The following is a 19,627-nucleotide window of genomic DNA, read 5'->3' on the forward strand; positions in this document are numbered from 1 at the left end:
AAGTACGTACAAAATTAAATATTTTCTTATTTTTGAACAAAAAAACTGCTCATCGTTAATTAATGATAAGCAGTTCCTTTATTTGTAATCAATATAATTGGTTAAGACGATTTAGACAAACTTAAATCTGGTTGGCAAAATACTTTTTTGATTCCCTGGTTAGAAACTTGAATAACTTTACCTAAAGTTAATGCGATAATAAGGGTTCCTATTCCTACAGGTCCTCCAAGAAGATAACCTAGGACAACTGCAGCAGCCTCAATTATTGTTCTAGAAACATTTAAACTATAACCAAATCGTTTATGCACAGCAACCATTAAACCATCGATTGGTGTCTTTGGAAATTCTGCCAAAACATATATACCAATCCCTAAACCACTTGCAAGCACCCCAATTGTAAAACTAATCCATTGAAACTCTAGTGACGAAGTAAAATCTACATTGTTAAAAACCAAGTAAATCCAGCCATCCAAAATTAAGCTACGAATTATGATTGCTCCTACTGATTCAAACGGTGGCCTTTTCTTTTCAATAATGCCTGTTAAAAGTACAACACATGTTTGAGCAATAATACTCCATGTTCCAATTGTTAACCCAAAGTGGTTATTCAAACCTACCGCAACAATATCCCAAGGCCCCGCACCTGCCATCGACAGAACTATCAACGCTATACCAAGTGCTGTGATTGATAATCCTAGTAAATAGATAGCAATTCTTTTTCCCACAACTACACCTTCTCATTCTTACTTTTTAATTTTAATTATTAAACATTTTATTAGAAAAAGGAAATAAAAAGTTTTAGAAAAGAAGGGAAATTTTTCGATTATTACCAATAGGCTTACATCTACATGGTGAAATAATAAAAGCCAGCATGTGTAGCTGGCTTCCTTTTATTGATTATATGTAGGAAATCCAAGTTCATGAATATGGCCTGGTTCTTGTCTTTCCATTAGTTGGTCAAGCGCTGCATGTAATACTTTATTCTGAGTTACTTTATCATTTGGCTTTCCTAATGAATGGCCAAATTTAAACCCTGTTGGATGTATAGCTCTTGGTGGTCTCATTAAGCTTGATTGTTCAACATCAAGTGTTATTAAAGTTGTCGGAATCCCTTGAGCTTCAATTCCTCGCTGCACTGTAACTACAGTGCGGTGACATAACGGTCAGCCAGCAGTAAGTAAGACTGCATCTGCTTTTGAGCGGACAACTTCTTTTACAAGAGCTGGAATTGTCTCATTATTAATTTTATTTAACCGCATGGAATAACCCATCATTGTCAGATGCTTTTCGGCTAATCCTCCTAAATCACCATCATCAACCATTTCTCTCAAACGATCTATTGGAAATACACAATTAATGTCCTTTTTAGGTTCATCGGTGTCATAATGTTCTTTTGGGGCCGCGTGTGTAATAGTTAAATCAGCTGAAGATACATCTCCAGGAATCACACGAAAACTTGCATCGCCTTCTGCTGGATCCGTATTATATGGTTCCTGATCTTTCATATGAACACCTGCTGTAGATACAATCATGATCGTCATTTCGTGTAGTGGTTTCTCATTCGGTGTATAAGGAATCGCTTTGCGAGAAAGCTCCATTTTATTTCCTCCTAACTTTAGAAAAACTCGGAAATTGCCATTACATTCCCCGAACTATTTCTATACTCTAGTAGCTAAAGTAAAATCCTTATAGTATAGAGAAATAAGACCTGATGAACAGGTCTTAAGGAAATTTTTATAACTTGCGTAATACATCAAATAACTCTTCGTTATCCGGCTGTTTCGCGATTGGATGGACGTCAATAAAACGAACGATACCTTCCTTATCAATAATAAATAATGCACGTTCTGATGCCCCATATGCAGGTTCATCTGGATTATTCCGAAGAACTCCATAACTTTCAGCAACTTGTCCATGTGGGTAAAAATCGGAGCATAGTGGATATGAAATTCCACCTACTGATTTTTGCCATGCTTCATGACTTGGCACACTATCAACGCTTATACCCAGAACCTGAGTATCATACTCTTCAAAACGAGGAAGATCATCCTCGTATGAAGGCATTTGCGCGCCTCAGACAGGTGTCCAATCTAAAGGATAGAATGAAATAAAAACATTTTTTTGTCCATGGAAATCACTTAGTTTCACAGTACGATCACCATGTGCCTTAAGAGTAAAGTCAGGTGCTTTATCTCCAACTTTTAGGGTATTTGTTTCCGTAGCCCCTTGTGGCATATTAATTCCTCCTCTTTTATAAATTTAAACAACATCTTCCATTATTCCCGATCTCATTTAAAACCATTCATTTAACTTGAAAGATTGTTCATCTATAGAACTATATTTATTTAATCTCTTTTATAGGAATATATCCTGTTTTTTCTACAAGCATCTGCCCCTGCTCAGAAAGAATCCAATTTATCAAATCATCTAAATGAGGATTGGTGCTGCCAGCGGTAATGGCATAAAATTCAGTTGATAAAGGGTATAGACCATTACGTATATTTTCTTTATCCGGGTAAATTCCATCAATTTTCAAATGACGAATGTCCCCATTCTTGACCATTTCAGTTGAGAAAAATCGAAAAGTATATCCTAATGCATTTTTATAGTTTCGGTATTTAGCTGTTTGAGCGATGATTCCTCCCATGCCAGAAACGATATCCTCGGTAGGTGCCTCCATGATTGGGACCTCACCCATTAAACTTTCTAATGCTGTTTGACTTCCACTATCATCAGGACGCTGGAATGCCCTGATTGAATCATTTTTCCCACCAACTTCTCTCCAATTCTCCACCTTACCTGAATAAATACCCTGAATTTGTTTAACTGTAAGTCCTTCAATTGGGTTTCTTGAATTCACAAAAAATACAAAAGCTTCTTTGCCAATTGGAGTTAGTTCTAGTTCTACGCCTAGTTGGTCTGCATAATCGATTTGTCGTTGCGAGGGTCCGAGAGCAAAAATAATATCTACCTCTCCATTCATTAAATTTTTATATGCCACACCAGTTCTATTCGACATAACTTCACTAAAGTATACGTCATATTCCTTTTCAGGATATGTCGCTTGTGCAAATGCTGCATAAAGTGGATAAAGTGCTGTTGCACCATCTATCTTCGGTAAATGATTTTTAATTTTCAGAGCTGAGGGTTCCTCTAAAGAAACTACCTTTGAGTCTTTTGCAAATGGACGGTATTCATATAAATCTACTTCCTGATTTTTCAAAATATCCAGGCTATCATAGTAACTTTGATACATTTCATACCCAATAATAACAACAAAACAAAGCGAGAAAAAACTAACTACCCCAATAGCCAATAGCCTCGATTTTATCAGATTAAATATTTTTAATATTAAAGCAATAATAATGGCGATGGTTACTAATATAACTAGTGGTGTATAGAATTTAACTCCGCCCATAAGAGAAGTAAATATAGCACCAAAAAATCCTAAAAACGATAAACAAGCAATAAGAATAATTGACATCACCAATTTAAACCCTAGGCCTGGTTCCACAAACTCATCTCCTTTTAGTTGTTTCCAATATTTAATAATTCTACTTTATATGGAATATATGGGTTTATTTCCATAAGTTACATTTAGTGTAATTTTACACTCTGATTGATATTTATTCAAGTTAAAATTTAAACAACACAAAAAGATCAGCACTTAAACAGCGCTGACCTTTTAATTATCCAATTATTTATTTGGTTCAATCATCGGTTTTTTTATAGCTTTCACTTCATATCTGCCACTTTCAGAGCTAATAAAATAATCTGGTTTCGGTTGACCAAGCTTCGCTTTATGTCCTGCAATATGCGCATCACTTTTTTCCCACTTTTTCCAATATTCTTCTGATTCCCAACTAATCAATACAACAACTTCTTCATCGCCACGATTTACTTTTTTCACCATAACCGTTGCATCAATAAAACCTTCTTGCTTTTCAATCAATCCTTCTTTACTTAAGCGTTGGACAACTTGTTCTGCATGACCTTCTGTAACGACCGTTTTTTTCATTTGCACAAACATGCTCTCAGCTCCAATCCATTCATTTAACAATATTTTAATTGAAAATGATTTTCAATGTCAATAATTATTAAAAAGATAGATTCAGACTATTCCCATTTTTCCTTGCACAGCTCATCTAGTCTACTAATTGTCTCCTGTAAATCAAAAGAACTATACCAACGATAATTATCTTTATCAAGAATGCGATAATGATTACTTAGTAGATTTTGCTGGACTCGATAAACCCCTTGCCTTTCTATTTCTCGCCACCATACCCGACCACCAAATGTTTTTTCTTTTGTTATCGAGAAGGAATTATGTGCTACTGTTTCGATTACCTCAAGAGGTGAATCTCCAAGCACAGAATGAATAATTGAGCTTTCACGGAATAATGCACATAAAGCCACTACACATGTCCAGTTCGCCTTAACTCGCCCTTTTTCAATTTGAACTAGAGTCTTTTTAGAAATGCCTAGTATTTCTGCCATTCTTTCTTGTGTGTAGTTACTTTCAGTCCGGACTAATTTGATTTTATCTGAGAGTATATTGATTATTTCTTCCTTGTTCACGCAAGTACCCTCCAAAACGAAAAGATATATTAGTGAAATATTACACTGATTGGGCAAATTAGACAACTAAAATAAGTACTATAAGTTTCATAACAACTTATTTATGTTCCCTCAAAATCATCTTCGACCTATGTTCAAACAATTTAATGACAAGAAAAAGCAACGTTATTTGCTTGTTTTTACAAATTCCGTTGCTATCGTAATCATTTTGGATTGAGAAAATATAATGATACATCCAGTTAAAAAGAATAGCTCCCATTACCCATGTATAGTCTTTTCTTTATCCCGAAAAAGTAGCTGGTCAATCGAGAAAAGTTTACTACCATTGATAGCCAGTAAAACAGATACAGCTAATAACAATAAGTTAAATTCATAACCTGTAGCTGTACTATTCCCCATGAAGCCCGCAGATAACTTAACAGTAAAAATAGCACCGATCATCACGAAGGCAAATAATACAGATACAAGTTGTGTTCCAACCCCTAAAATCATTGCGGCTCCGCCAACTAACTCGATGTAGGATACTACATAAGCAAGGATGCCTGGTAAACCTAGACTTTCAAAATAGATAGATGTATTTACCAGGCCGTTTTGAAATTTAGCCAAACCATGAAGTAAAAATGTAATTCCAACTACAAGCCTTATTACTAGTAATCCTACTTCAATTCTTTTCACCGACGATTCCTCCTAATAAAATAAACATCAGAAATTACTCTCATCGTCATTGTATTGCAGAACCTTTACTAAATATACTTATGGTAATTTATTAGCTGGGTTTGACAATTATAGATTATTTATTTAACTAAATGCTCATATACGAAATTGTTCAGAATAAAAATACCGAATCCTATGTCCGGTATTACTCTCTAAACTGCGGTTTTGACGCAAATAAGGTATCCTATGTCCGCTTAATACTTGGCGCCTTGTTTTAGCGGACATCCAGTTCGCTATTCGCCTCAAAACTGGCGGTTTCTGGACTTTACCGGACATCCGCTCCTTTATTTAAGCGAATCTTCACTATTTTTGAGACGTTTACTGGGAATAACGAATCCTATGTCCGGTATTACTCTCTAAACTGCGGTTTTGGCGCAAATAAGGTATCCTATGTCCGCTTAATACTTGGCGCCTTGTTTTAGCGGACATCCAGTTCGCTATTCGCTGCAAAACTGGCGGTTTCTGGACTTTACCGGACATCCATTCCACTGATATGAACCTGAAATTCAACGATTTTATGCCAAATTAACGCGGTGAAATATTAAAGTCAAGTGAATAATAAATAGGCTATCGAAGTTTTGCGATAGCCTCCAAAAGCCTTAAGAGCCAACCCGCTCTTTCTTAGTATTATTTTTCAATTTTTAAATATTGTTCTAAAACTTCTATACCACTCTCAGCCACTATTACATCTTCATCAGCTGTCCCACCTGATACACCTATGCCACCAGCAAGCTGCCCATTTATATAGATGGGTAATCCACCACCAAATATTGTGAGTCTGTTCGTATGAACAATACCATGTAACAAGGCAGGGTTATTTTCAATAGACGGATACCAATCACCTGTAGCTTTACCGAAAGCAGCTGAAGAATATGCTTTATTCCTTGCAATCTCACCGCTGAGTAATGGTGCATTATCCATGCGGAGAAAGCCTTGAAGATTTCCACCATTATCCTTAATCGCAATGTTTACTGCAATATTAAGTTCCTGTGCTTTTTTACTAGCTCCCTCAATCATTTTCAACACAATACCTTGTGTTAGAACTGGTTTTGTTTGATAAACTTCCATTTGAATTCCTCCTAATGCTTGTCGCTTGTATTCTAATAAACTATCACTTCATTAACCAGTGACAAGTTAGATCCGAATTTTCAAATCACTGCGAGGGTAAGTTTTACAAGCTAAAGAATAATTTAATAGTCGTTCTTCATCCGGAAGAACAGCCTTAGAGCTCGCACCTCTCTCGTAGTGACCATCTTCAATTATTATTTTACACATGCCACATCCTCCACCTTTGCATGCATATGGAATATGCAGACCGTGGAGTTTTGCAGCATCTAAAAGTGTTTGGTCATCTTTGCATTGAAATTGCGTTTCATTTTGAGCGTCTCGGCTTGTAACAATAAACACCATCTTCACCACCTAAACATGCTCATTTTAATAACCATAGATTATGTCAGCGCTTTACCGAATGATTCAATTAGCTCTCTACGGTGGTAAAAAATCCCAGTCCCGATCTTGTCCTCAGTCCATGTAATCGTTGGTGAATCATGGTACGCAATATATCCACCGGCAAATGCCTCATTACGGTTTCCAGAAGGATCAAAGAAATAAATCGTTTCACCGCGTGTAATACCATGTCTAGTAGGTGTTACTTCAATTGGTACTTCATACGCACTTAGGCGGTCAGCCGCTCTTAATACGTCATACCAGTTATCTACAAAGAAGGCAGCATGATGAAGTTTTTTATCTGGACCTTTTACAAACGCTAAATCATGCGCTTTCCCATTGCGAGCATGCATGAAACTTCCAACCATATCTTCCCCATCAACTGTCATAATGCGCTCACTTTGGTGAAGGTCCAATGCTTCAGTGAAGAACCTCGTAACCGTTTTCACATCATCGCCAGTTAATAAGCAATGATCGAATCGGTGCGGCGCAATTCCTTTAGTATCAAAAGGCCAAGGTTTAGGATTTAATGTTCCTACCTTCGTACCAAGCTGTACAATATCATGATAAAGTTCCACCTGGTGACCTGTTGGAATTTCAATGCGTACCGCTTCACCTTCCCCAATGCGCGTTCCTTTTGATACTCGCTTAACTGTACAGCCAAACATTTCAGCATTTGTTTCATATTTTGCTAGATCATCGACATTTTCTACTTTGAACGCAAGGTGATCAATACCTGCCGATTCCGCTTCTTGAAGAATTACGCTATGATGATCAAATTCATCCCAAGCCTTTAGATAGACTTTACCTTTTTCTCTAGCAACTTCTTCTAAACCAATAATATTTGTGTAATAATCAACAGACTTCTCTAATTCCAATACACGTAGCTCTACTCTACCAATGCGAATAATACTCATATTTTCCCACTCCCCAAGTAAAAGTATATAGCTTAATAGAAAATGTAAACGTTACCAACTAATATTAAAAGCATGCTAAATAACTGCATCTTCTAAATAATCTCTAATAGCTTTATAATAACTAGATTTCGTTCTCGATACAACATTCTAGTTGCTCTATATGCAACAATATTCGAATTTTTTTCTTTTTTCAGTTAAAAGAGTGCGCATAGCGCAACAAAACACAAAAATTATAATACCTTGGCCATAATAGAAAACACCAAGGTATTACTTTAACGTAGATATTCCATCAGAATACCACTACTATCGGTTTCTTCGATAAACAAGTGTTCCTCCCATATAAGTTTCATCTACTATAACTCGATCTATTTCCTCCATGTTTACATTGAAAATATCACGATCGAGAACTATAAAATCGGCGTGATACCCCTCTTTTAATTGGCCAATCTTAGGAATCCCCGTTATTTCTTGTGCTAAACGAGTATATAGTGTTATCGCGGTATGAACATCTATACGTTGTTCATGGCCGGTATCTGTTCCATCATATGCAGTCCGAGTTACAGCAGATTTAATAGCAATAAATGGATTGGCCGGATCACTCCAAGCTGTAGCAGGAGCATCAGATGAGAAGGCAACCTTAATACCTGCATCTAACATTGAGCGAAATGGATAAGTCTGAATTGTTCTATCTACCCCTAAGTTGTTAATATAACTTTCAATTTCTGCAAATATAAATATCGGTTGTGGAACAAATGCGATATTAGTCTTTGCTGCACGTCTAATTGTTTCTTTTGTCGGCATTGCCGCATGCTCTATTCTGATAGAAGGTAAATCAGTCAACCAGCCTTTTTTGTCATAAAAGGTATCAATAATTAAGTCAATTGCTTTATCTCCCATTGCATGTACAACTAATTGTATGGCATTTTGCTCGGCAGCCTGAGCAGCAGCTACTAGTTCTTCCTTAGATGTAGTTGCAATACCATAACCCTTGTCATTTCCTTTAAAAGACTCGCTAACCCATGCAGTTCTACCTGAAACACTACCGTCAGCAAATAATTTAATACCTCCAATGTGAACCGCTTTTTCTTTACATGTTGTATTTTTATCTAGGTTAGGGTGTTTTTTTATTTCATCCCATATATAGTATAATACTGCTCTTTGTTTAAGCCCTTGGTTACGCGCTTGCTTATATAATTCCAGGTAATCGATAGGTTCCCTTAAGCACATTAGATCAGTAATAGCTGTTATTCCATGCTTTAGTAGATTTGGGCTTAATTCTGCTAGAAGAGCCGCACTATCCTCTATAGACAGCTCCGGCATTATATCTAGTACTAGATACCTTGCACTTTCTCGTAAAATACCTGTTGGTTTGCCATTTAGGTCTTTATCAATTTGCCCTCCTGGTGGGTTTTCTGTGGATTCCGTAATTCCAGCCAAGTTTAAAGCCGCACTATTTACTGAAATTATATGGGTACATGTTCTAGTAACCACAACTGGTGTTTCCTGAGAAACTTTATCTAAGTCCCACCGAGTAGGGGCACGCTGATCAGTCAATTTCCCCTCATCATATCCCCAGCCTTCAATCCAATTATTTGGAGCTTGTCCGATTCGTTGCTTACGAAGCTCTTGAATCATATCTTCAATAGATCTTACAAGGGGTGGGGTACAAGCTACTTGTTTAGTTGCTTTAGCTAACCATAATGGATGAAGATGGGCATCTATTAAACCTGGTAAAACGCGGCGGCCTTGAAGATTTATTCTGTCACCATCATAGTCCATCATCTCTTTTTCATCAGCAACTTTTTCTATCACTCCATCACAAATCAACATTGCACTTGCATAGGGATGGTTTGGATTAGCGGTAAATATTTTTCCATTAAAGAAAATTTGTCTGTCTTTACTAGTCATAGACCTCTCTCCTCACAGATACAGCATTTCTTTATTTATATTTATTGTATTTGTATCGCATTCTATAGAAATTATGTCTTTTTGTAAAAAGAGACCAGACTATAGCTGATCTCTTTTATATCTATCACTATTTAACTTCTTTTTCTAGTATTTCAAACTGTTTGTCAATATTACTAGATTGAATGGGTGTTAATAAACTAACAACAAATACGGCAACTAAGCTTGCTGTAAATCCAGGAATCATCTCATAAAGAACATCAGACAAACCCGCATTTGACCAAATAATTACTGTACTTGCACCAACAAGCATACCAGCAAGCGCACCCCACTTTGTCATTCGTTTCCAGTATAAACTAAGCAAAATTACAGGACCGAAAGAGGAACCAAAGCCAGCCCATGCATAACCAACAAGATCGAGAATGGTATCATTTTTTGTCCAGGCAAGGCATAAAGCAATTATAGATACAATTAAAACTGATAAACGTCCAATTAACACTAATTCTCTATCTGATGCCTTCCTGCGGAAAAATGTTTTATATAAATCCTCTGTTAATGAACTAGACGTTACAAGTAGCTGTGAAGCAATCGTACTCATAACGGCAGCTAATATTGCCGAAATCAGAAACCCCGTAATAATAGGATGAAATAGTATTTCCCCTAGCATTATAAAGATGGTTTCCGGGTCATCTAAAACAAGATTGTTTGCGGAGTAATAAGAAATCCCAAATAGTCCTGTCAGCATTGCTCCACCTGTTGAGAAAATCATCCAGCCCATGCCGATTCGACGTGCCTTTTTTACTTCTTTAACAGATGATATTGCCATAAAACGAACGATAATGTGAGGTTGTCCAAAATAACCGAGTCCCCAAGCAAAAAGAGAGACAATGCCTATGAAATTAGTACCGGTAAAAATATCCAAAAGCGCTGGATCAACGGAGCGAATCTCTGTGAAGGAATTATCAAAACCACCAATATGGAGAATTGTCACAAGTGGTACAAGCACTAACGCCAAAAACATAATTAATCCTTGGACGAAGTCAGTCCAGCTAACTGCAAGAAATCCACCAAATAACGTATAGGCAACAACAACCGCAGTTATTACAAATAAACCAGTACGATATTCTAGACCAAATGTACTTTGAAATAGCACTCCTCCTGAAACCATCCCAGACGATACATAAAATGTAAAAAATACCAAAATAACAAGGCCAGAAATTAAGCGAAGTATCTTTGAGTGATCTTCAAAACGATTCTCTAGGAATCCCGGTATTGTTATTGAATTATTAGCTATTTCTGTATATGTTCGTAACCGTGGAGCAACCCAAAGCCAGTTTGCCCAAGCACCTATTGTCAACCCAATTGCAATCCAGGCTGCACTAAGCCCAGTCGAATACATAGCACCTGGCAGACCAAGCAAAAGCCAACCACTCATATCTGAGGCACCTGCACTTAAAGCTGTTACAGCCGGACCAAGTCCACGACCACCAAGCATATAATCTGATAGATTGTATGTTCGTTTGTAAGCATAGTAACCAATTAAAAGCATACCTATCATATATACGCTAACAGATACAATTAATTGTATATTTCCCATCGTTTCCCCCTATATTCCTATTAAATTCATTTATTGCATATGTTCTATATTATAAAAATTATAGCAGTTTTTAAACTATTTTTTACTACCATTTTCTATAAAATAAAAATCGCCTAAAACGCCTTATTTAAATACTCAAGACGATTTAGGCACATTTAATTAGTAATAGTAGAATAACATTCTAATAGCATATAAGTTATATTAGAAATTCATTTCATCCTTTAAAGCATTTCACTTATAGTTTTAGCTTGCATATGCAGAATTAAATAGTCAGGTCCTCCTGCTTTAGAATCGGTACCAGACATTTTAAATCCGCCAAATGGGTGGTAACCCACAATTGCACCCGTACAATTTCGATTGAAATATAAATTACCAACATGGAATTCACGCTTTGCTCGTTCAATATGTTCACGGTTATTCGTAATCACCGCACCAGTTAGGCCGTATTCAGTATTATTTGCAATTTCTAATGCTTCATCGAATGTCTTAAAAGTTGAAAAGCCTACAACTGGCCCAAAAATTTCATCCTGCATAATTACACTTTTCGGATCTAAATCTGCAATAATGGTCGGCTCAATGAAATACCCCTTTGAATCATCACCTTTACCACCTGTTACAATCCTCCCCTCCTTTTTACCGATCTTTATATATTCACTTATTTTATTAAAGGAAGTTTGATCAATAACCGGTCCCATATATGTTCCGTAATTTTCCGGATTACCTACAACCTGCTGTTCAGTAATTTCAATAACACGTTTTAATACACTTTCATATACATCCTCATGAACGATTGCTCTAGAACCGGCAGAGCATTTTTGACCGGCAAAGCCGAATGCAGATACAAAAATTGATTGAGCTGCCAATTCTAGATCACAATCGTGATCAACAACGATGGTATCCTTGCCACCCATCTCGGCGATAACTCGTTTTAAATGTTGCTGACCAGGTTGAACTTTGGCAGCTCTTTCATATATCCTTGTTCCCACTTCACGTGAACCTGTAAATGTAATTAGAGCCGTCTTGGGATGATCCACTAAATAATCTCCGACATCTGCACCGCTTCCTGGAACAAAGTTAATAACACCTTTCGGCAGACCTGCCTCTTCTAATACATCTACAAACCATGCAGCTGTCACCGGAGTATTACTGGCAGGTTTCAATACAACCGTGTTTCCAGTTACAATTGGTGCAACTGTTGTCCCTACCATAATTGCGAATAAGAAATTCCAAGGCGGAATGACAACAGTTACGCCTGTTGGCGTATAAATATATTGATTCCGTTCACCCTCACGACTTAAAACTGATTTACCATCCTTTAGTTCAATCATTTTCCGTGCATAATATTCCATAAAGTCTATGCCTTCAGCTGTATCCGCATCCGCTTCTTTCCATGGCTTACCCGCTTCTTTTACAAGCAATGCAGAAAATTCATGTTTCCTACGCCGAACAATGGCAGCTGCGCGGAATAAAATTCCTGCTCTAGCTTCCGCATCCCAATACCTCCAGCTTTCAAACGCTTTTGCAGCAGCTTGGATAGCTTTTTCAGCTAGCTCCTTATCAGCTTTTGCTACGATACCAACTACTTCATCTTTATTTGCCGGATTGATCGAGATAATCTTATTCTCTGTATTAATGCGCCCACCATCAATTACAAGATAATAATGTCTCCCCATTTGTGAATGTACTTTTTTTAAAGCTTCCTCAAATAGCAGACGATTCTTTTCAATCGAGAAATCTGTAAACGGTTCATGTTTATATGGTGTGTACATTAGATCTCCCTCCTTTTTATTTTTATGTATATTCATTTCGTACCACTATCATGAGAAAAGCTCAAAAGCTACGTAATTTACCTCCCCACTTCTTGCGGTCTCTGCTCTTTCTGTTGCATCCATTATATCGAGGATATCAACTAAGTTTTGAAGGATACCTGCTACTTTTTAAATTTACCTACCACATTTATGTCTATATCTGCCACTTTTATTCTTTATCAGTAACTGCAAATCATTTTCATTTTATTTTTTGTAGATTCATAAAGTCGAATTACTATGTACTTTCCGTTTAATTAAAAAAGGTGCCTACCCTCTATGATATGCGTTACGTTCAAACACATAGAGAGTCTAGCACCTTATCAAACTACTTATTATATTTCCACTTTGGTTCCAACTCCAGCTTGAATTGCTTTTTCATACACAGCAGCGGCAACCGCCATATCAAAATAAGCAATTCCAACTGATTTAAAAAATGTTATTTCTTCATCCTTTTCCCTACCTTGAATTTTACCTGATGTTAATTCACCTATTTCTCCATGAAGACTATTGAAACTCCATATACCTTTATCTGCAGGAATAATAAAGTCACCCGCTTCATCCTTAACACCCTCTAATGTATCAACAACAATTTTAGAACACTTAAATAATGTTTCTACATCCACCTCTTGCATATATGGCAGGTAGGAGCCTACACCATTAATATGCGTTCCCAGCCGAAGTGCTTCCCCGGAAAAAACTGGTGTGTTTGAACGAGTACTGCAAATAACAATATCTGCTTTCGAAACAGCATCATTTGCATCTTCCATAATTGTTATCAAGCCCTCATATTCTGGCTTTACTTTTAAAATTTGTTTAGCAAACGAAAAAGCTTTTTCAGCTGTTCGATTAAATAACATAATTCCTTTAACAGTGCGCACTTCAAGTACAGCTAAAAGCTGCTCTTCAGCCATTGCACCACAGCCTATAACAGCAACTGTCGATGCTGTATTTTTAGCAAGATATTTTGTAGCAATACCACTAACAGCACCGGTACGAAGTCTAGTTAAATAGGAAGCATTGATACAAGCTAAATGCTCTCCAGTGTTTGTATCGCTTAGGAGAATAACACCTTGTGTCGTCTTTTTGCCAATGGAGGGGTTGTTAGGAAAGATTGTCACAACCTTTACTGCTGATTTTCCAACTGGTTCTAATGCAGAAGGCATGTAAAGTGCAGATGCACTTTTTTCTGGAAAATCAAGCACTGTCCGATGCGGATTCATAACCTTACCTTGAGTATTATAATTTATGGCACTTTCAAGATCTTGAATTGCATCATTCATTGTATAAATTGAGCGAACTTGTTCTTCTGATAGAATAAGCATGATTTTTTCCTTCCTTTCTATACCATTTTATTGTAATACAGACAAATATTGTGGGTCAAATCTGCAAATTCTGACAAATACCTCCTTATATATTTAAGCAATAATACAACTACCCCCAAAACAATACATATTTCGACGAAATATATAAGGGAATTTGTAACCAATACAAATAAAGATGGGATGAATATACATGCTATTAAATACTGAAATCGGAATTGATTTAGGAACAACAAATATTATCATGCACTGTAAAGGCAAGGGAATTATTTTCAATGAGCCCTCTGTCATAGCAATTAACAATGATACAAACGAAGTAGTCGCAGTAGGAAATGAAGCCAAGTGTATGATTGGAAAAGCCCCAGCAAACATTGAGGTGATTCGCCCAATAAAGAATGGAGTTATTTCGGATTATAATAAAACTACACAAATCCTTAAACTATTAATCAAAAAAGCAAAGATTACAAGCAGTATTACTCTGCGAAAACCAAATGTTGTTATTACTGCACCAACCAACTCAACACCTGTTGAACGCAGGGCCATTATAGATGCAATTAAAAGTTGCGGTGCCAAGAATGTCCATATTATTGAGAACACTGTTTCTGCAGCAATCGGGGCAGATTTACCAGTTGAAGAACCTTATGCAAACATGATTATTGACATTGGCGGTGGCACAACTGAGGTTGCAATCATTTCATATGGAGGAGTTGTAGCTTGTCGCTCTTTAAAAATAGGCGGGGACCGTTTCGACGAGGAAATTATTCAATATATACGTAAAAACTATAACCTCTTAATTGGCCAACAAACAGCTGAACAAATAAAGATTGAAATTGGTAATGCATACAAAAATCATGAAGAACAAACTATGAATGTGCGCGGCAGAGATTTAGTTACAAGCTTACCGCATACAATCACATTATCTTCTAAAGAAATACACCTTTCATTCAAGGAATTGTTAGATCAAATTATCGAAATTATTCATACCACCTTAGAAGAATGTCCACCTGAATTAAGTGGTGATATTGTTGATCGTGGAATTATGTTAACAGGTGGCGGAGCACTATTAGATGGTATAAAAGAGTGGTTGAATAATGAGGTTTTTCTCCCTGTTCATATTGCTCCCTTACCATTAGAGTCAGTAGCCTTAGGTACCGGTAAAGCACTTGGTATGATGGGAAAATTACATAAAACAGCAAATTAAGGTTTTATATTTGTAATTATCGGGGTATTAGTTTAGTATTACCATTTAATTATGTGATAGGGTAATAGAAATCAATTTTGGGAGAGGTACTATGAAAAAATATATTGCATTAGGTTTGGCAGGCGGACTTGCACTAACACCCATTGTAAGTAATGCTGCTAATGAAATCCGGGCTTTATTGGCTCCAAACATTAATATTACAAATGAAGGATATCAAATTGACACATCAAAAGCTGTACCAATCATATATAACGATACTACATATGTTCCATTAAGAACTGTAGGTGAAGCATTAGGTTATGATGTAGCTTGGCAAAGCGCCTCATCAACAGTTCAAATAAAAAAACCGGCTGAAGCATATCCACTTTATGGTATGGATGGCATTGAAGTTGTTTCGTTATCAGCATACCCAGATGCATTTGAAGGTGTAACTGGAACCATTTTTGGAAGATACGATGTAAACGTATCATTCAATATTACAGAAGAATTAGATCGGAAACCTATATTTACATTTGAAGTGTTAGATAAAAATAGAAATGTAGTTAGTAGTACGGTATATACACTTCAATATACAAAACCAAACACATGGAGTTTACCTTTAGTATTTGATAATTTTGTCATGACCGAAGCTAAAGATGTAGATTCTGCAAACGAATTACTAAGGAATAGTTATTCATACAGAATTAAAATTCAATAGCTTTAAAGGAGCCACTTTTCCTTTAGTTTCACACTAGAAGAAAAGGGCTCCTTCATAATATTTAAGACTGCTAATGTAATACTAGCACTACTTATTTCTTTATTTTAAATTGCTTAACGACCTTATCCAGATGATTCGACATTTCCTTCAGCTGGTCTGTTGAATAATTAATTTCATGGACCATAGAAATTTGTCCATCAATTAATTTAGCAAAGTCATTCGTTTTTTGATTAGAATTTTCTGCAATTTTGTTTACCTCTTCTATGATACCTACAATCTGAGAACTTCCAGCACTTAATTGTTCAATTGCAGCTGTAACATTCTCAATTTGCCCATTTACAGATTGAACTGCTTCTCTTATTTTATTGAACTCTTCTCCTGATTCAGCAACAACTCTTGTACCTTCTTCAACTTCTCTGCTGCTTTCCTCCATTGTTTTTACAGCACTTTCTGTTTTAACTTGTATGTCTTTAATTAATATGGCAATTTTTTTTGCAGCTTGAGCCGATTGCTCAGCTAGTTTTCGAACCTCTTGTGAAACTACTGCAAAGCCACGCCCATGCTCGCCCGCTCTTGCCGCTTCAATTGCTGCATTCAATGCCAATAGGTTTGTTTGGCTAGCAATATTTGTGATAACATCAACAATTTCATCGATTTCCTTTGATTTAATTCCAAGTTCTTGGATAACGGTTGATGACTGATGCTGTGCGGTTTTTATTTGATTAATCTGCTTTACAGCACGTTCAATTTGCTTTATACCATTATTTGACAGATCATTAGTCATATGTGAAGCTATAGATACTTCTGATAAATGATGCGTGATTGAATCTAATCCTATTGTCATTTGTTTAATAGTTTCTGTAGCATCTTCAATGATTTTTAATTGACGCTTAGACCCTTGGGTAATCTCCCGGATCGTAGATGCCAATACGTCTGCAGTTTTTGCACTTTGTTCTGCAGTACTGGAAATTTCCTGAGATGATGTATTTAATTTACTAGCACTTACATTTACTGTATGGATCATTTCATTTATATCTTGAATCATTTCATTAAAAGCCCGGTTAAGTTCACCTATCTCATCTTTCCTATTCGATTCCATTTTAATGGTGAAATCACCTGTTCGAACAATTCTAGTATGATTGATTAGTTCCTTTAATGGTTGGACAAGATATCTTGATAGTAAATATATAATTATAAACATTACAATAAGCACAATAAGTGTTAAAACAATCATCTTTTGTTTTTCGGTTTTCATTAACTGATAAATATTTTCGGCATCAAAATCTGCACCAAGGACTCCGATCATGTCACCATTATTATTTATAATAGGAACATAGGCCGTAACGGTTGCCCCATATTCTTCACTATAGGATAATTCTCCAATACTTGCTTGTTTTGTCTCAAACGTTTGCTCAAGACTCGGATAATGATTCTCTTCCACATCACCTATTTCAGAGGCTTCATTAGATTCAACTGGGAATCCATCCACAACATAAAAGTATTCATATCCTTCAGCAACACTGCGTCTTCCCATTGTATAAAGGTACTTTAGACCATTCATTTCTCTAATATCATTTAATTGCTGCCTTAATTCCATGTAATACTCTGTGGGGCCACTCTCTGGTGTAATTCCTTCATATTTATTCAAATCCACCTTTTTCACAGCATTTTCTGCTATTAGTTTTGCCTGGGTGCTAATCGAGTTCACCACAAGTTCATTAGATGACCGATAGATCGAAAAGCTAAGTATTACACTTGATACAATAAAGGCAAAAGAGAAAATAATTAACATTCTCGTTTGTATACTTTTCATAAACATTACCTCAATTCATATCTCAAATTAAAATATAGCAATAGTAAATAATGATGACTAAACTTCAATCATATACATTAATAGTCTCTTATATTTTCGGCTTAAACGCCAGAATCGTAATATCATCTCGTTGCGGCTCGTCCCCCATATATTTCTGTAGTTCAGTGAGAAAGATATGTTTCTGATATGCTAATGGTTTAGAATATGCATGCTCAATTAACCGTAGAAATGATTTTTTGCCAAAGGAATAATCACTTTCCCCACCATTTTGATCGATAAATCCATCTGTTGTGAAGTAGAAGGTAGAGGATTGGTCTGCAGTCAATGTATGATTTTTATATTGATAATGACCAGGGGTTCTTCGATAACCAATGCTTTTTGTGTCACCCTTTATGCCAATCACATCATTCCCTGTCTTTTTATAGAGTGTTAACTTTGCGCCTGCATACGTTATTGAAGATCCTTCAATATAACAAAGCCCTATATCAAGTCCATCATCTGTACGTCCCGACTTGGATTCCTGTTGTAACGTTCTCTTTAATATTTGATTTAACTGCTCTAAAATGTAGCCTGGACTAAGTCCTTCATCGTTTTCAACAATGTGATTTAATGCAGAAATAGAGAGTGTTGTCATCAATGCCCCTGGAACTCCGTGTCCAGTACAATCACCCACTGCTAAATATATTCCTTCATTCGTTTGGTACGACCAGTAAAAGTCACCTCCAACAATATCTCTTGGTTTATATATTAAGAAGTAATCTTCAAGTCTTTGAGCTAAAATGTTCTCGTTTGGAATCACCGAATCTTGTATTCTTTTTGCATAGCTAATACTATCATTAATTCGTTCATTTTTCTCTTGTAATTCATCAGCATTTTTTTGAATACGTTCAATCAGTTCCATCAAGTTATCCTTCATAACGTTGAATGAAGTTGTTAGTTGCCCAACCTCATCATTCGAAACATATTCTATTTCTTTAACTGATAAGTTTCCAGCCGCAATTTTCTTCGAATAGGAACTTAGCTGTATAATCGGTTTTACTATTTTTCTTGTCATATTTATGATAAGCGCACTAGAAATAAGGAGTAATAACAAACCGCTAGTAATCGATATTGATAAGATTTGCTGATTATTTTCCTTTGCCATTAAACCATTTTGTTCATGTAACGATAATTTCAAAAGAAAAACATCGTTTAAGATACCTAAAATTTTGGATGAAAGTTTCATAGCTTCAATTGTGTTCTTATGTTTGTCAGTCTCAATAATCCCTATAGTATCTTCAATGTTCATTAACTTCAGTTGGATTAAGTTGATCCGATGTTGCTCTTTTTCATTTACAAACGGAAAATGTTCGAGAATTTTTGACTTTTCAAGGGTGTCATAATGTTTAGATATTACTGTAAGCTGGTTTGCTTCAGTAGGATTTTTCCCAAAGTTCCCTAGAGCTTGTTGGTATGCCACAAGTGAACTGTTAAACTCTTCTACTTTTAATAAGGTATCAGAGAAACTATTGGCAGTTGTTTGCATCCCTATCATTTTTATAATGACAAAAACAATAATAACAATTGATAAAAAAATAAAAGTGATTGAATGAAATAAAAGTTTCGTCTGAAGTCTCATCTATTACCTCCTCT

At 36.1% G+C, this 19,627-nt stretch carries 19 protein-coding genes; 2 read left to right on the forward strand and 17 right to left on the reverse strand.

Annotated features, from left to right (window positions below):
* Nucleotides 1–101: 101 nt before the first annotated feature.
* From C1724_RS15160 to C1724_RS15230, 15 genes are all read right to left on the reverse strand, one after another.
* The gene (locus tag C1724_RS15160) at nucleotides 102–725 is read right to left on the reverse strand and encodes a YczE/YyaS/YitT family protein (RefSeq protein WP_102347566.1); all 624 of its coding nucleotides are present in this window, start codon (nucleotides 723–725) and stop codon (nucleotides 102–104) included.
* A gap of 165 nt (nucleotides 726–890) precedes the next feature.
* Nucleotides 891–1,136, reverse strand: a complete 246-nt coding sequence (locus C1724_RS15165) for a hypothetical protein (protein ID WP_102347567.1) — start codon at nucleotides 1,134–1,136, stop codon at nucleotides 891–893.
* A gap of 27 nt (nucleotides 1,137–1,163) precedes the next feature.
* Nucleotides 1,164–1,598 (reverse strand): glycine/sarcosine/betaine reductase selenoprotein B family protein, encoded by a 435-nt coding sequence (locus C1724_RS15170; RefSeq protein ID WP_102347568.1) that lies wholly within the window; start codon nucleotides 1,596–1,598, stop codon nucleotides 1,164–1,166.
* 136 nt (nucleotides 1,599–1,734) lie between these two features.
* Nucleotides 1,735–2,235, reverse strand: coding sequence for a redoxin domain-containing protein (locus C1724_RS15175; protein WP_102347569.1), 501 nt, complete (start codon nucleotides 2,233–2,235; stop codon nucleotides 1,735–1,737).
* A 106-nt stretch (nucleotides 2,236–2,341) separates the two neighbouring features.
* Complete coding sequence (locus C1724_RS15180) at nucleotides 2,342–3,514, reverse strand: PstS family phosphate ABC transporter substrate-binding protein (protein ID WP_258000414.1); 1,173 nt, start codon at nucleotides 3,512–3,514, stop codon at nucleotides 2,342–2,344.
* 183 nt (nucleotides 3,515–3,697) lie between these two features.
* On the reverse strand, nucleotides 3,698–4,030 hold the full coding sequence (locus C1724_RS15185; protein WP_102347570.1) for an antibiotic biosynthesis monooxygenase: 333 nt from the start codon (nucleotides 4,028–4,030) through the stop codon (nucleotides 3,698–3,700).
* Between the two features lie 86 nt (nucleotides 4,031–4,116).
* Nucleotides 4,117–4,578 (reverse strand): helix-turn-helix domain-containing protein, encoded by a 462-nt coding sequence (locus tag C1724_RS15190; RefSeq protein ID WP_102347571.1) that lies wholly within the window; start codon nucleotides 4,576–4,578, stop codon nucleotides 4,117–4,119.
* 258 nt (nucleotides 4,579–4,836) lie between these two features.
* Nucleotides 4,837–5,253: a DoxX family protein gene (locus C1724_RS15195; RefSeq protein WP_102347572.1), complete on the reverse strand. Its 417-nt coding sequence runs from the start codon at nucleotides 5,251–5,253 to the stop codon at nucleotides 4,837–4,839.
* A 666-nt stretch (nucleotides 5,254–5,919) separates the two neighbouring features.
* Entirely contained in the window at nucleotides 5,920–6,360 is a 441-nt protein-coding gene (locus C1724_RS15200) for a GlcG/HbpS family heme-binding protein (protein ID WP_102347573.1), read from the reverse strand.
* A 66-nt stretch (nucleotides 6,361–6,426) separates the two neighbouring features.
* A complete protein-coding gene (locus C1724_RS15205; RefSeq protein ID WP_102347574.1) occupies nucleotides 6,427–6,702 on the reverse strand; it encodes a 2Fe-2S iron-sulfur cluster-binding protein in 276 nt (91 codons plus the stop codon).
* Nucleotides 6,703–6,740: 38 nt separating this feature from the next.
* Nucleotides 6,741–7,655, reverse strand: coding sequence for a catechol 2,3-dioxygenase (locus C1724_RS15210; protein WP_102347575.1), 915 nt, complete (start codon nucleotides 7,653–7,655; stop codon nucleotides 6,741–6,743).
* A 303-nt stretch (nucleotides 7,656–7,958) separates the two neighbouring features.
* Entirely contained in the window at nucleotides 7,959–9,563 is a 1,605-nt protein-coding gene (locus tag C1724_RS15215) for an amidohydrolase (RefSeq protein WP_102347576.1), read from the reverse strand.
* Nucleotides 9,564–9,690: 127 nt separating this feature from the next.
* The gene (putP, locus tag C1724_RS15220) at nucleotides 9,691–11,157 is read right to left on the reverse strand and encodes a sodium/proline symporter PutP (protein ID WP_102347577.1); all 1,467 of its coding nucleotides are present in this window, start codon (nucleotides 11,155–11,157) and stop codon (nucleotides 9,691–9,693) included.
* A 221-nt stretch (nucleotides 11,158–11,378) separates the two neighbouring features.
* Nucleotides 11,379–12,926 carry an L-glutamate gamma-semialdehyde dehydrogenase gene (gene pruA / locus C1724_RS15225; RefSeq protein ID WP_102347578.1) on the reverse strand — a complete coding sequence of 516 codons (1,548 nt, stop codon included), beginning with the start codon at nucleotides 12,924–12,926 and terminating at the stop codon, nucleotides 11,379–11,381.
* Nucleotides 12,927–13,297: 371 nt separating this feature from the next.
* Complete coding sequence (locus C1724_RS15230) at nucleotides 13,298–14,287, reverse strand: ornithine cyclodeaminase family protein (RefSeq protein ID WP_102347579.1); 990 nt, start codon at nucleotides 14,285–14,287, stop codon at nucleotides 13,298–13,300.
* 190 nt (nucleotides 14,288–14,477) lie between these two features.
* Between C1724_RS15230 and mreBH the strand changes: the two genes are divergently transcribed.
* Nucleotides 14,478–15,485: a rod-share determining protein MreBH gene (gene mreBH, locus C1724_RS15235; protein WP_102347580.1), complete on the forward strand. Its 1,008-nt coding sequence runs from the start codon at nucleotides 14,478–14,480 to the stop codon at nucleotides 15,483–15,485.
* Nucleotides 15,486–15,576: 91 nt separating this feature from the next.
* On the forward strand, nucleotides 15,577–16,182 hold the full coding sequence (locus C1724_RS15240; RefSeq protein WP_102347581.1) for a stalk domain-containing protein: 606 nt from the start codon (nucleotides 15,577–15,579) through the stop codon (nucleotides 16,180–16,182).
* Nucleotides 16,183–16,273: 91 nt separating this feature from the next.
* Here the strand turns inward: C1724_RS15240 and C1724_RS15245 are convergent, their stop codons facing one another.
* Nucleotides 16,274–18,001 (reverse strand): methyl-accepting chemotaxis protein, encoded by a 1,728-nt coding sequence (locus C1724_RS15245; protein WP_102347582.1) that lies wholly within the window; start codon nucleotides 17,999–18,001, stop codon nucleotides 16,274–16,276.
* Nucleotides 18,002–18,083: 82 nt separating this feature from the next.
* Nucleotides 18,084–19,613 (reverse strand): SpoIIE family protein phosphatase, encoded by a 1,530-nt coding sequence (locus C1724_RS15250; RefSeq protein ID WP_102347583.1) that lies wholly within the window; start codon nucleotides 19,611–19,613, stop codon nucleotides 18,084–18,086.
* Between the last annotated feature and the right edge of the window lie 14 nt (nucleotides 19,614–19,627).

The organism is Bacillus sp. Marseille-P3661, assembly GCF_900240995.1.
GTDB lineage: Bacteria > Bacillota > Bacilli > Bacillales > Bacillaceae_J > OESV01.